The sequence below is a fragment of the Legionella gratiana genome (assembly GCF_001467695.1).
Lineage (GTDB): Bacteria > Pseudomonadota > Gammaproteobacteria > Legionellales > Legionellaceae > Legionella > Legionella gratiana.
Map to the genome: position 1 here is coordinate 59966 of NZ_LNYE01000029.1, position 13843 is coordinate 73808.

Here is a 13843-nt window from a genome sequence, read left to right on the forward strand (position 1 = left end):
TTTTGTCATTAGCTACACGATAGGTAACTTTTTTGCAGAATTGATTACTCTCGCCAAATTCTTCACGCACAACCTGGATTATGTCGTCGGCATGGCTGTCGGTTTTGGCGAAAACTAGAGTCTTCGGTACTTCCTTGCGACCAGGAAAAATAGAAGGTAAAGCATCTTTAAAGGTACGGATTACGGTGCGTATCTGGTCAGGATTGACGATGTTCCGGTCTAGTTGTTTACTTGTGTAGGCTTCATCTTCATCCTGGGTTTCCCAACGTTTACGACGGGTGGTGCGTTCGCGTTTTTCCACCTGTTGTTTGGCGGTAATTTTTCCACCTTGTTTGGTTTTCTCAGTTTCAATTACAAAGATCTCATTACCGACGTTAACACCATCAGCTACTGCTTTTTCATGGTCATACTCGCTGACTACATTCTTACGGAAGAAGCCGTAGGTTCGATTATCGGGTGTTGCGGTCAAGCCTACTAGATAAGCGTCAAAGTATTCCAGTACCTGTCGCCATAAGTTGTAGATAGATCGGTGACATTCATCGATAATGATGACATCGAAAAACTCAGGTGGAATTTTTCGATTATAAACGACTGGTAAGGGCTCTTTCGGGCGGATGTATTGTTCCGCCGGGTTTTCTTCTTCCAAAGCTTCATCAAGCGGTTCATCTTTCAGAATGGAATACATGCGCTGGATTGTACTGATGCACACCTGGGCATCTTTGGCTATGTATTGGTTTTTCAGTCGTTGCACTGTATAGAGCTCTGTGAACTTGCGGTTATCGTCATTGGGGACAAAACTCATGAACTCCTGCTCTGCCTGTTCCCCCAGGTTTTTGGTATCTACCAGAAACAGGATGCGATTAGCACTCACAGGTTCTTTTAGCAAACGATAGCTTGCAGTGATGGCAGTAAAAGTTTTGCCAGATCCAGTGGCCATTTGCACTAATGCGCGAGGTTTGTCTTGCTTTAGCGAAGCCTCTAAATTAGTGATTGCTGTAATTTGGCAATCGCGTAGGCCATCGGTTTTCAATGGAGGGAAATCTTGTAGGCGACCACGCAGGCTTTTGCTCTCACGCATCCATTTAGATAATGTTTCAGGGCAGTGAAAATTAAACACTTCACGTGAACGAGGATTCGGGTCTAAGTTATCGGTAAAACGTGTGATTACCCCAGTGCTTTCATATATAAAGCGCAATGGCTGGTTGTTGTTGACCCACTTTAGTTTCGCATTTGCATAATTAGAGGATTGCTCTTCAACGGTAGTTATTTTTTCGCCCCAATACTCTGGCTTGGCTTCAATGATACCTACTGCCTTTTTGTCCACAAACAGCACATAATCAGCAGGGCCAACATCCGTTTGATATTCACGCACAGCCACGCCTAGTGTGGCAGAAAAGTCGATCTTCTTCTTATCCTGTACAGCCCAACCTGCTTTTTTAAGGAGGGTATCTATTTCATCTCGGGCTATTTGTTCCGGATTCTGGTTGACCATATTTACTTCCTGGCTAATTGAGCCACTCGCTTAATTATTATTCATTTCAGTTTGCTGCATGCTTCCAGCTTCGATCCAATCATCAACTTGAGAAACTTTAAACTTCCAAAGCCGCCCAATTTTATGTGCAGGCATGCCTCTCTCATTAATCCATTTGTAGACAGTATCTCTTTTAACCCCGAGGTATTCGCCAATTTCATCAACCGATAACCACCTATCATTCATTGCTTTTCTCTTATGATTATTTTTGCAATATAAAAACAAGTATAGCCAATGAAAACCAGATTACATTAGGCTAAAAAGGTTTAAAACCGGCCTATGCTAATGAATTTATTTTGAATAATCAATTTACTGGTCATGTTATGATCATAGTGTACCAATCTTGATTTATTTGATGGATGGATTCGTTCTTTAAGTTATCTAAAAACCATAGAACAGATCTAGTTTTACAGAAATAAAGTTCTAATGCCCAATTAGCATGGTGAAATAAAGAAATAGGTTGTGTGCCTTCGAAGGACCTAAGAACTCTTTTCCAGTCAATACTTGGCTGATCACGAGTGGGCTGGCTTCAAGTATTTGAGCTAGTTCTCTACAGTTCAATTCACTGTAAGACAGAATAAAATCAATCAAATATTTCTGAGAGTCTTTTTTTAATTGAAACTTAACATCAATAACAGGCTCTAAAACCTCGATAAAACATTCCATGTAACGACCTCACTTTTATATTATTACGGCATAGTCCAGTCGAAAGACAGTAAACCATAGCTGTGATATCGATAAAATTAGTTTTTTTACATAGAAAAGATCAGAGGTAAAATGCAATTTTGATCTATTTTATATCAATTGTTATCATTTAATATTCCCTTTTACGCAGCTGTTATTGCCTCTAATAACTTCGAATCTGTTTTCTGTTCAATAACAGGATTAATTCTTTTGGCGATCAAGTAAAGGAAAAGCGCGCCCAATAGTGCCCACATACCCAGCTGGTTAAACACATGCAGGTAATCGACATTGGATAGCAATGGATTCGTGGACTCACCTTGGGTCATAGCATTGGAAAAGTAATGTGATAAAGATGCTGATACACCTGATACCATCATCCAGGTGCCCATGAACACGCCTTGTAATTGTGGTGGGGAAATTCTGCCGATCATGGCGTAGCCTACGGGTCCTATCAGTAACTCCGCAATTGCTTGCGTGATAAAATGAAGCATCACCCAATAAACACTAGTATATCCATCCATATTGGCAGAGAGAATACCGCCGGATAACAAGAAGAAAGAACCTGCAAGTATCAGAAAGGCCCAGATAAATTGTTTTGTTACTGATACATTGTATCCTTTTACATGTAGTCGTGTTATCACTATTGATAATAACGGAGCGCCTATAATTATCACAATGGCATTGATATTCAAAATCCATTGAGTTGCCATTTCATAATGGAACAGGTGTTTGTCGACATTATTTTTAATGAATAGGGTTACACCCATTGGGCCTGTGAAGTAGATCATCCAGAATAGGATTGATGTTACTGTTAGGATTAGAAAAGTCATAATTTTTTGCTTATCTAAAGTCGATTTTTGTTGGTAGCCAAGGTACAGAATTACAAAAAACATAATAATGCTGAGGCCTACTACAACCCCATTACTGAGCTGTGCTTTTTGAAAACAAAGCAAAGTGAATGGGATAATTGATAATATAATTCCCCAACCAATAGTTTTTTTGTAATTCAGTGAAGCTTTACTTTTAACTTTGAGTAAGGGAGTATCGCGATCATTCAGGTTTGACCAATAGCTACACATAAGGAAAAGCGTAATTAGGTTTGGAATTATGCTGGCATAGAGCAGAGTTTGATACTGATTGGAGTAATCAAAAAAACCGCTGATAATGTAGCCAGCGCAAAAGCCGACGTTCATGCTGGAATAGCTCAAGAAAAAGGCTTTATCTCTGCGGTTATCATCCGATGCAAAGCGTTGTGTCAGTATGCTGTTGTATGCGGTAGTATTTAAGCCACATCCAACAAGAAATAAACTCAGCCCAAGATAAAGCAGCGACTTAACTGATAGTGCCAAAAGTAAAATACCAATGGTTTGTATGGCTGTGGTAATTAAAAACAAGGATCGGTTACTTAAAAATCGTCCACCAACCACACCACCGAGTAAATGTAGAACATAGTTAAATGCTAGAAATAACCCAACAATGCTGTTTGAAAAGGTATTAGACAATCCTAATTGTTTAGTGAGAAACAGAGACAATGAGGAATATAGAATCGCATAGGAAAAGGTTGAAAAAGCCTGTATTAAATACAGGGGCATGATTCCTTTTGGCATTTTTTCTGATAACAACATAATTTTTTCCCTAAAACTATTTTGGAAAGTGACTCTACCATTAAAAATGGATAAACTTAATCCCTTTCTTCAATTATCCTTCTTTTTAAGAAAGGATAATTGATGTTTAATTGCTATATGGTGCTTAGGGAAATGAACAATATTACTAAAGTTTCATGGGATGAAATCAAACATAAGGTAAAACCAGTCAATGAATCGATATATCGTGTCATTGAAGAAATTAAACCTGGCAAAAAAATACCATTCTTTGTAGCTCGTTATAAATTTGGTGAGCATTTTGGTATTAAAAATCATGCCTATCTGCCAACCAGTAGCGGCCAAATGGAAAAGATTGACAGCAAGCACACAGATAATGAGTTATTCAATCATCTTGGCTATGGTAAAAATAGTCTGCCTTTGGGCTTAATACTGGATAAATTTTGTGAGTGGCATTATTTTGGAGAAGATGAGCGCATCTTTCCAGACTGTGTCCAGGGACCTGGTGCAATTTTTAATATGCAGGTTATTTTTGATGAAGATCAGACTGTAGATAACAATGTGCTGTCTGTTTCTTCTGGCGCGCTTTCATCCTTTTTATTGCCGAATATCGGTTGCAAAAGAAAACATGCTAGAGTCCAGAAATATTTTAATGTTACTGTTCCGGCTCCCAAATCACCTTATGAACATTATCAGGTATTCAAAGAGATATTGAAGGATAAAAATACTAACGATAATTGGCATAGTGAGATTCTTTATTTTTCTGAGCAGTTTATCAATGAAGTCAAACATAATGATAAATGGCTTAAGCTGAAACTATATTTCTCGGAGTCGTTAAGGAAAAAGCTGACGCAAAATACTTATGATGCTTCCTGTAACGATTTATTTCTCAGTGCCAAAAGTATTAATCGTTTCAGACCTACGCCATTCATCATGGATACAGCAAAATACATTTTTAATATTTGCATGGGCTCAGGTATTGGTGTGAAGCCAGCAATTGATGAGCAATACTTCCCCGTTAAAACGATTCAGAAAATTTATAATGAATGTTATGACTTAGAATACACAGCGACCGTAATGGTGCCGTCAACCTTAAATGGTCAGTCTGATAGCGTTTATTATCCCTTACAGTGCCCCTTTGCGAAGATTAATACATTTAAAACCAATCAAAGCAACAGCGCTTATAGTGAACTGGAAATGCTAAAAAATGTGTTGTTGGCTTATCAGTCGGAATTTACTGCCGATAATAGTTCTGCGTTTGGAAGTCCACTTTACCATGTGAGTAAAAAAACAGAATTTTCTTTTTACCATTATAAATCTTCTAATAATCACAGTATTCTATGCTCTGAAGGTTTAAGGGATACAGATAACCGATTTGTTTTTTCTTATTGTACTGACTCAGTACAATTTGCCAGTGACGCTAAGTTATTTAGAGGTTGTGTAAGATTAAGCAAGAATGGTTTATAAAATAGTTAATTAATTAGTTAGTGTTTATCGATATTAGTAAAATATTTTTTGACATGTGCTAAAAAACTGATTAAAAGTTTATAAATTTTATTCTGAGAGAGAGGAATTGTTATTGTTTGATTAGGATATTTAACAATTTCCATGTATTGTTTGACTCTTTTGAAATTATGCTCATTTATATTGCTACCTGAGCCCAATAACTCTAAAAAGTTAGCACTTACATTTGAAATTTGCTCGAGAGCTTTCAAAGCATCTTTTTTTTGATTATGAGTTTTTGTTGACCAGCGATGAAAATAATTAGTTCTTAACCTATGTACGTCAATTAAATTTTTTCTTTCAGTGTCTGAGATTATTTTTGCATGTTGAAGCCAGCGAATTCGTAAACTTTGGTCTAGGTTGTTTGCAATGTTAATTAATTTTGCATCTCCTCTACTTCTAATTTTTATCTGATCCTTTGATTGCATGTTACCAATATTATTTATTAATTCATCACTGCTAGTAATGCATAGATAATTTGCTAACATTTCTCCATGCAGTGCACAAAGCTCAATACACGCAAGGTATTCCCCAAACGAAAAAGTTTTCTTTGCCGAACTTAATGTACTAATTAATTTTGTATGGATATTTTCTTGAGTGGTTCCAGCACTTATATTTGTCATTATATCGCAGGCTTCTACATATCTCTCAAGCAAAGCCCTATAAAGTTCTGATGAATCTAATTCAAAAAAAGCACATATCCACTTTCTTTCATTGCAATATGACTGATTATCTAAATCTAAAAGTGGATTTATATCATTCTCATTTAGATGATAACCAAGAACATTAAATTTTAATGTAACATTTTGCATGTCAATTCTATCTAGTTGCAAAGATCTAATAATATAATTCTAAATCTCTATATTGGTACATATCAATAATAGTCTATATGGTGGATATCTTAATTATTCAGTATTCAATAAAGAAGAGCATAATATTTAGCTTTAAACTAAATCTTCAACTTTCAATTCAAGTAACTTTAAATATTTGCTACTGATTTCTGTTTTTCCTGAAGGTGGAACATAAACAGTTGTTATCGGGTTAATAAGGGATTTATCGAGATATGAAAGCGTGATCCATTCTATTCTTGGTTGCTGAGTGGGTAAGGAAGGTGCTTCATATAAACATATGGTATATTCCTTTGAAAAATATTCGCACAAGTAATCTTTTAAAATTGAGAGCTTATTAGATTTCTTTCCGTCTGTTCTGCCGAAGTTTGCTACTTGCCAAAGAATCAAGTGTGAATGAATATCAATATGACGTTCAAATAATACCAGTTCGGTAGCTTCGATTGAAAAGCATCCATGATTACCAGGGTCAATTTTAAGATCACTAAAAAGACAATCTTGAGCAGAAACAGCAGGTAATATGATAGCGTCACCGCCATTTTTTTTGATCTGTATTACGGCATTTAGCGCCGAATCTGCAAAAACGGCAGGATGGCCGTAAAAAACCACGCATAAAATTGAAACCTTCTTATATTCTTCAATGATATGATTTGTTAGTAACTGATATGCTTCAATCCGTTTTTCACTGCTAAAGTAGATAGAATCCAACGATTCAGAATTTTTTGCTTCTCGTTGAATCCATTGTTTTAGATTATCTTCATTAACGAGGTAGAGTACCTTATCAGCACTTTGAATAACCTGTTTAGTTTCTTCGGTCAGATGGGAAATCGATTTTATTCCTGACCCTACTACTATGAGCTTATTCATTAACTTGTTTTATATTTACTATCTTATTGCTATCAGGCTGATGGTGTCTTTGTACAGAAACTATTGTATTAGAATTAGTCTTCCTCTGATTGTTTTGATTTGTGTCTAACAATAAATCTTTGTGGCTGATCAAATACTCATTTCCTACTGCGTGTTCTAGTTTTTCCAGTAAACTCATTTGATGTCACCTTACCTATATTAAATTTTGATAAACATTGTACAAATAAAATTCTTATAGGTATAGCCTTAAAAAACATTTGCAGTGAAGTGCTCATTATGCTCTAATAAGTACTCGAATCGAGTAGTTATGATATGAGAGAGTTACAGGAGTTGAGAAGTCATGAGCAATATTCATCTAATCCCCCGATTAATTCGTTTAAGAGATGCCCCTACCTATGTAGGTATGGATCGCCATCGATTTAATAAAGATGTAAGGCCAAATCTGGTTGAGATTCCCATGGGAACTCAGGGTATTGCTTTTGATCGACTTGATTTAGATGCCTGGGTAGACGATTATATACAGTGTAGTGGTCGTCCCGCGGCAGTTGAACGTAGGAGTTTGGAGTTATGGGACGAAAAAGAACGCCAGGGCTGCAAAAGCGTGGCAGCGTCTGGTGTATTGACAAAAAGGTCTTCGGACGACGACTTTGCGAAAGCACTGGTACTGACAACCTCGAAGAGGCGGAAAAGTATCTCGCACGGCGTCTCGAAGAGATAAGACTTGCAACAGTCTACGGTGTTCGCCCCAAAAGAACATTCAAAGAAGCCGCTACTAAATTTCTGATGGAAAACCAACACAAACGCAGTATCAGTGATGATGCTGGTCGTTTGCGAGAGGTGGTTAAGTACATCGGGGATTTGCCTATTGAAGCAATTCATATCGGTAGTTTGCAATCCTTTATTGAAGGTCGAAGAAAGGATGAAGTGAGCACGAGAACTATCAATCATGGTTTGATGATTGTTCGGCGTATATTAAATTTAGCTGCTAGTGAATGGATGGATGAATTCGGTTTAACCTGGTTAAACTCAGCGCCAAAGATAAAACTTTTACCTGAGCCAGATTTAAGAAAACCTTATCCATTAAGTTGGGATGAACAGCACAAGCTGTTTCAGCAGTTACCTGAACATCTGAAAAATATGGCTTTGTTTGCCGTAAATACAGGGTGTCGAGATCGTGAAATATGTGAATTGCGCTGGGATTGGGAAATACAAATTCCAGAATTGCCACACATCATCGTTTTTATTGTACCAGGTGAACTGGTCAAAAACGGAGAGGAACGGCTGATTGTTTGTAACGAAACAGTTCGGGAAGTGATAGAAGGGGAGAGAGGTAAACATCCTACTCATGTCTTTAGTTTTAAAGGCCGACCATTAAGTCGTATGTTATCGACTGGTTGGCGACAGGCTAGAGAAAAGGCGAAATTGCCTGAAGTAAGAGTGCATGATTTAAAGCATACCTTTGGCAGACGATTGAGAGCTGCAGGGGTAAGTTTTGAAGACAGGCAAGATTTACTTGGGCATCGTTCAGGTAGGATTACAACTCACTATTCCTCAGCTGAGTTGCAAAGTTTATATCAAGCTGCGAATAAGATTTGTGAGAATCGTAAAAGTGGAGTGATATTAACGTTATTGCGAAACCCAAAGAGTAGACCTGCCAGTCAAAATACTCTAAGGGAAAGTCACGTAAGTTTGTAAGTGCGTGATCTAGGTCACGCAAAAGTCACGCAAGGACTTTTGTGTTAAAACAGGTAATCAACGTAAGTTATTGATTTTAAAGGTCTAAATTGGTGGGCCCACTAGGACTTGAACCTAGGACCAACGGATTATGAGTCCGCTGCTCTGACCAACTGAGCTATGGGCCCGGAGAGGGTGTCATTTTAAACTTAATTTGTTTAATGTGCTAGTTTTTTTTGTGATTTTTTAGCTATTCTTATCTTCATTTTTAAAAATGATGAGGATAAGAGACTCATTGTTCTCTTTATCCCCATTTTGAACTGATGAGCTTAGCCTTCGTCGCCTTCGAGGAAACTTCTTAGTTTCTCGGAGCGCGATGGATGGCGTAGTTTGCGTAGTGCTTTGGCTTCAATTTGACGAATTCGTTCGCGAGTTACGTCAAATTGTTTTCCTACTTCTTCCAGAGTATGGTCAGTATTCATTTCGATACCAAAACGCATGCGCAGTACTTTAGCTTCCCGTGGCGTCAGCGTTTCCAAAATTTCCAAAGTCGCTTCGCGTAATCCTTCGGCAGTAGCCATGTCGATAGGAGATTCAATGTTATTGTCTTCAATAAAATCACCTAAGTGTGAGTCATCATCATCGCCAACCGGAGTTTCCATGGAAATTGGTTCTTTAGCAATCTTTAAGACTTTGCGAATCTTGTCTTCGCTCAATTCCATTTTTTCGGCGAGTTCTTCTGGAGTCGCTTCACGTCCTGTCTCTTGTAGGATTTGTCGGGAAATTCGATTGAGTTTGTTAATGGTCTCGATCATATGTACCGGTATACGAATGGTACGTGCCTGATCAGCAATAGAGCGAGTAATTGCTTGTCTAATCCACCATGTAGCATAAGTAGAGAATTTATAGCCGCGACGGTATTCAAACTTATCTACGGCTTTCATTAATCCTATATTTCCTTCTTGAATTAAATCAAGAAATTGCAGGCCACGGTTGGTGTATTTTTTGGCTATAGAAATTACTAGACGTAAATTCGCTTCAACCATTTCCTTTTTGGCGCGACGTGCCTTCGCTTCGCCAATAGACATTTTACGGTTAATTTCTTTAATTTCAGAAATTGATAAGCCATATTCTAATTCGAACGCAACTAATCGGGATTGAATGCGTAAAATCTCTTCTGTATTGTCCTGAATACGTGCCATATCAAGCTTTTTGCTGTATTTCGCAATAATTGAGTTCAACCACTCAAGATCAGTTTCTTGGCCAGGGAAGGTATCTATAAATAATTTTCTTGGAATACGTGCTTTTTCAATGCAAAGACGCATAATGCCGCGTTCATGTTCTCTAATGTGATTGCGTAATTGGCGGAAATGGCGGGTTAAGCGATCTACTTGTCTTGAGGTGAGCTTAAGCTTTAAAAAGGATTCCGACATTACATCTAATGTTTTAATGGTTTTAGCATGGGTTCTGCCGTGTTCTTTTAATGCAACTACGGCTGCTTCATAAGTTTCCCGTAAATCATCAAAGTAAGCTTTTGCTTGTTCGGGGTTAGGACCATCGTCAACTTCACCCATGCTTCCTTCACCATCTCCGTCTTCATCTTCATCGTCAGAGAGAAGAATTTCTTCTTGCTGCTCTTCGTCGAGCATAGAACCAATACTTGAAGCAGGGGCTATTTCCTCTTCAACATCAGCAAAGCCGCTAATAATTTCATTAAGACGAATTTCTTGGGCATTGAAGCGTTCATAATCATCAAGAACAAGTTGTACTGTTTCTGGGTAATGAGCCAAAGACTTAAGCACTTGATAGATGCCTTCTTCAATCCGCTTAGCAATCCGGATTTCACCCTCGCGAGTCAATAATTCTACTGTACCCATTTCACGCATATACATGCGTACAGGATCTGTAGTTCGACCGGTTTCCTTGTCCACGGAGGCGAGTACCATAGCCGCTTCTTCAATATCAGGTACTTCTTCAGTATTCAGCAATAGCGCTAGCTCATCATCACCTGGTGGTAGTTCAAATACTTTGATGTTCATGCCTTCCAACATGCTGATAATGACATCAAAATGTTCCGTGTCGACTATATTCGGCAGTAAGTCATTGATTTGACTGTAAGTCAAATAACCCTGCTCTTTTCCTAGGCTAATGACTTTGGTTATCTGTGAGCTTTGCTGTTCTTGATCATTTATGGTCATAGGCACTTCTCTAGGGACAATTGGAAAAAATCCTAAAAAAACAACTCAACCCATAGCGTTAAGGCTGTTGATTGAGTTTTGATTGTTTTTTTAGGATTACAAAATCTTATAATTATAAACTGGCTAACAGCAACATACCAGTAATTTTTCATTGCTTTTTTTGAGTTCTCTTATTTTCTGCACTAAAAGTCTGCTTATTATGGGGAGGTGTTGGCTCAATTAAGCATGTCTTTCTTTTAACATTTCTTGTAATTTTATTTTTTCTGCTTCGCTTAAACCATGTTGGCGTGATTTATTAATGAGTTGGCGTATAGTCAATTCTTGGTTTTGTTTTTGTAAAAAAAGTATAATATCTATAAACTCTTTGACCAATTCCGGTTCAGGTACTTGATGATCCCATGCCGCTAATTTATTGATAAAATCAAAATAAGGATGATTTCGCCACGCTTCAATCAGTGTCGCGGTATTGGCTTTTGGATTTATGGTTAATTGGCTTAAGAGTTGAAGCAGTATTTCATGCTCTTCGGCATCGAAGAGATCAAGATTCATTTGCGACATACTTTGCGCATAAATTTCTGGATGCTGTAGTAAAAGAGCTACTGCAATACGCATAGGTGTGCGGGTAATCGTCATTATGGGGTCTTGAGAAGGATTCTTAGATTGATTTGCAATGAGCTGATTGAGTCTATGAGGTTCAATATGAGTCAGGCGTGCGAGATCTTCTATGAGTATTTGCTTGTATGATCCTTCACTCATCTTTTGTAAAAAAGGCTTGGCCAGATTAATTAATTGAGTTTTTCCTGCTGGTCTGAGCAGATTCAGATCTTTTGCCAAATTATCAAAGAAGAAGCGATTTAGAGGAATGGCTTGTTTTATTCGATTTAAAAACCGTTCTTTCCCCTCCTTTCTGACCAGACTATCTGGGTCATGCTCATCCGGTAAAAACATAAAACTGACATCCAAACCTAGATTCAAATGTGGAAGGCAGCTTTCAAGTCCACGCCATGCGGCTTGTTTTCCTGCATTATCTCCATCGAAGCAAAAAATTAGAGATTGAGTATGTTTGCTCAGTAACTGAATATGATAGGTGCTCGTTGCTGTGCCTAATGTGGCTACAACGTTGGTGATTCCATGCTGGACCAGAGCAATGACGTCCATATAACCCTCAACAATAATTATATAATCTATTGATTTTTGTTGACTTAGAATTTGATGTAACCCATAAAGTTCTCGGCTTTTTTGAAAAATTACAGTTTCTGGAGAGTTCAGGTATTTGGGTTTTTGTTCCGTATCTAGGACGCGTCCACCAAAGCCAATAATACGTCCATGACGATCATGGATAGGGAACATAATGCGATTACGGTAGCGATCATAAATTTTCCCTTCTTCATTTTTAATAAGCATGCCTGTTGCAATCAGTTCACGTTGATTGCGAGGAAATGCTTTTTCCAAGTGATGCCATCCTTCTGTTGCAAAGCCTAATTGATAAAGCTTTGCTACTTCTCCACTTAAACCCCGATCGCGTAAATAATTAATGGCAAGCTCTCCTTCATACTTTAATTTTTTTCGATAATAAAGACTCACTGCTGCCAATAGCTTATAAAGATCGCGGGATGTATTCTCTTTTTCTGTTTGCTTTTCTCGAGGAATCATTAAACCAATGCGTGTCGCGAGGGTTTCAACGGCATCAACAAATCCCTGATGGAAATAATTCATTACAAAACTAATTGCATTTCCTGAAGCACCGCAGCCAAAACAATGATAAAACTGTTTTCTGGCAACAACATTAAAAGAAGGGGATTTTTCATTATGAAAAGGACAGCATGCAACATGGCTGTTCCCTCTTTTTTTTAAGGGAACATAACTGTCAATAAGTTCAACCAGATCCGTGCGTTGTAGGAGATCATCAATGAATGGCTGAGGGATTAAGCCAGACATAAGGCTCCTTAACTTAATTTAGCCTTAATCAATCCACTAACCTGTGCCATATCAGCACGTCCTTGTAAACTTGGCTTTAACAAAGCCATGACTTTACCCATGTCTGCCATTTTTGTGGCGCCAGTTTCGACCATGGCATCATGGATCATTTTTTCGATTTCTGCTGCGGATAATGGCTCAGGCAAATAGTTCTTTAAGACATTCAGCTCAAATTGTTCTTGTGCTACTAAATCATTGCGATTTGCTTTTTCATATTGTGCTATGGATTCTTTACGTTGTTTACTCATCTTATCCAAAATCATCAACATACGTTCGTCATCAACTTCAATTCGTTCATCGACTTCAACTTGTTTTACCGCAGCAGTAATTAAACGTAATGTGGATAACAGTTCTTTATCTTTAGCACGCATTGCATCTTTAATGTCATTATTGAGACGTTCTTTAATAGTCATTTTTAATTCCTTAAAAAAAACGAAAAGGCCACATTCAATACGCCACCTTAGTCAATTTATTGTGACTACGCGAAGTATATGTGACCTTAGTAAAAAATACAGGACAGAGTAAATCCTATTTACGTCGGCGTTTTGAACCTTGTTGTCTTGCAGAAGCGTCACGAGAAATTTTCTTTAAATGACGTTTTACTGCAGCAGCTTGTTTGCGTTTGCGCTCAGCAGTTGGTTTTTCATAAAATTCACGGCGACGTAATTCAGTTAGAATACCGGCCTTTTCACAAGAGCGCTTAAAACGACGCAATGCATATTCTGGGTTTTCGCCTTCTTTGACGCGAACGGTAGGCATTAATTAGTCCTCTGGTTATTTGACTTAATAGGTGGGCAATTCTAGTGCTAGTTGAAGCGGTCGTCAAGTTTTAAATAGATAAATTTTATTAATTCTTAGTATATCTTAAGTATCTATTTAATCATAAAAGTCCTTTTTTGATCTTCCAAGAGAGATGATAGACGTCTCCTCTCATAATTAATGTGTTACAATTATAAATTT

At 37.8% G+C, this 13843-nt stretch carries 13 protein-coding genes and 1 tRNA gene; 2 read left to right on the plus strand and 12 right to left on the minus strand.

The window, feature by feature from the left end; translation table 11 throughout:
• The 4 genes from Lgra_RS17265 to Lgra_RS13230 form a co-directional block, all read right to left on the minus strand.
• A partial coding sequence (locus Lgra_RS17265) for a DEAD/DEAH box helicase family protein (RefSeq protein WP_157068276.1) occupies window positions 1-1492 on the minus strand: 1492 nt, incomplete at its 3' end.
• Between the two features lie 30 nt (window positions 1493-1522).
• The gene (gene mads1 / locus Lgra_RS13220) at window positions 1523-1717 is read right to left on the minus strand and encodes a methylation-associated defense system helix-turn-helix domain-containing protein MAD1 (RefSeq protein ID WP_058499744.1); all 195 of its coding nucleotides are present in this window, start codon (window positions 1715-1717) and stop codon (window positions 1523-1525) included.
• Between the two features lie 237 nt (window positions 1718-1954).
• Complete coding sequence (locus Lgra_RS13225; protein WP_058499745.1) at window positions 1955-2197, minus strand: hypothetical protein; 243 nt, start codon at window positions 2195-2197, stop codon at window positions 1955-1957.
• Between the two features lie 161 nt (window positions 2198-2358).
• Window positions 2359-3840 (minus strand): peptide MFS transporter, encoded by a 1482-nt coding sequence (locus Lgra_RS13230; protein ID WP_058499746.1) that lies wholly within the window; start codon window positions 3838-3840, stop codon window positions 2359-2361.
• 132 nt (window positions 3841-3972) lie between these two features.
• Between Lgra_RS13230 and Lgra_RS13235 the strand changes: the two genes are divergently transcribed.
• Window positions 3973-5283, plus strand: coding sequence for a hypothetical protein (locus tag Lgra_RS13235; RefSeq protein WP_058500329.1), 1311 nt, complete (start codon window positions 3973-3975; stop codon window positions 5281-5283).
• A 17-nt stretch (window positions 5284-5300) separates the two neighbouring features.
• Here Lgra_RS13235 and Lgra_RS13240 read toward each other — a convergent pair whose 3' ends face one another.
• The 3 genes from Lgra_RS13240 to Lgra_RS13250 form a co-directional block, all read right to left on the minus strand.
• Window positions 5301-6131, minus strand: coding sequence for a hypothetical protein (locus tag Lgra_RS13240; RefSeq protein ID WP_058499747.1), 831 nt, complete (start codon window positions 6129-6131; stop codon window positions 5301-5303).
• A 132-nt stretch (window positions 6132-6263) separates the two neighbouring features.
• Window positions 6264-7034, minus strand: coding sequence for an SAM-dependent methyltransferase (locus Lgra_RS13245; RefSeq protein ID WP_058499748.1), 771 nt, complete (start codon window positions 7032-7034; stop codon window positions 6264-6266).
• Window positions 7027-7212, minus strand: a complete 186-nt coding sequence (locus Lgra_RS13250; RefSeq protein ID WP_058499749.1) for a hypothetical protein — start codon at window positions 7210-7212, stop codon at window positions 7027-7029. The genes Lgra_RS13245 and Lgra_RS13250 overlap by 8 nt, the downstream gene beginning before the upstream one ends.
• Window positions 7213-7601: 389 nt before the next feature.
• On the opposite strand from Lgra_RS13250, the gene Lgra_RS13260 reads away from it, so the two are divergent.
• Window positions 7602-8729 (plus strand): tyrosine-type recombinase/integrase, encoded by a 1128-nt coding sequence (locus Lgra_RS13260; RefSeq protein ID WP_238584452.1) that lies wholly within the window; start codon window positions 7602-7604, stop codon window positions 8727-8729.
• A gap of 90 nt (window positions 8730-8819) precedes the next feature.
• Here Lgra_RS13260 and Lgra_RS13265 read toward each other — a convergent pair.
• The 5 genes from Lgra_RS13265 to rpsU all read right to left on the minus strand — a co-directional run bounded on the left by Lgra_RS13265 (window position 8820) and on the right by rpsU (window position 13642).
• Window positions 8820-8896 (minus strand) — tRNA-Ile (locus tag Lgra_RS13265).
• A 141-nt stretch (window positions 8897-9037) separates the two neighbouring features.
• On the minus strand, window positions 9038-10906 hold the full coding sequence (gene rpoD / locus Lgra_RS13270; protein ID WP_058499752.1) for an RNA polymerase sigma factor RpoD: 1869 nt from the start codon (window positions 10904-10906) through the stop codon (window positions 9038-9040).
• Window positions 10907-11125: 219 nt separating this feature from the next.
• On the minus strand, window positions 11126-12844 hold the full coding sequence (gene dnaG / locus Lgra_RS13275) for a DNA primase (protein ID WP_058499753.1): 1719 nt from the start codon (window positions 12842-12844) through the stop codon (window positions 11126-11128).
• Between the two features lie 8 nt (window positions 12845-12852).
• Complete coding sequence (locus Lgra_RS13280; RefSeq protein WP_058499754.1) at window positions 12853-13296, minus strand: GatB/YqeY domain-containing protein; 444 nt, start codon at window positions 13294-13296, stop codon at window positions 12853-12855.
• 115 nt (window positions 13297-13411) lie between these two features.
• Window positions 13412-13642, minus strand: a complete 231-nt coding sequence (rpsU, locus tag Lgra_RS13285) for a 30S ribosomal protein S21 (RefSeq protein ID WP_003634990.1) — start codon at window positions 13640-13642, stop codon at window positions 13412-13414.
• Window positions 13643-13843: the final 201 nt, after the last annotated feature.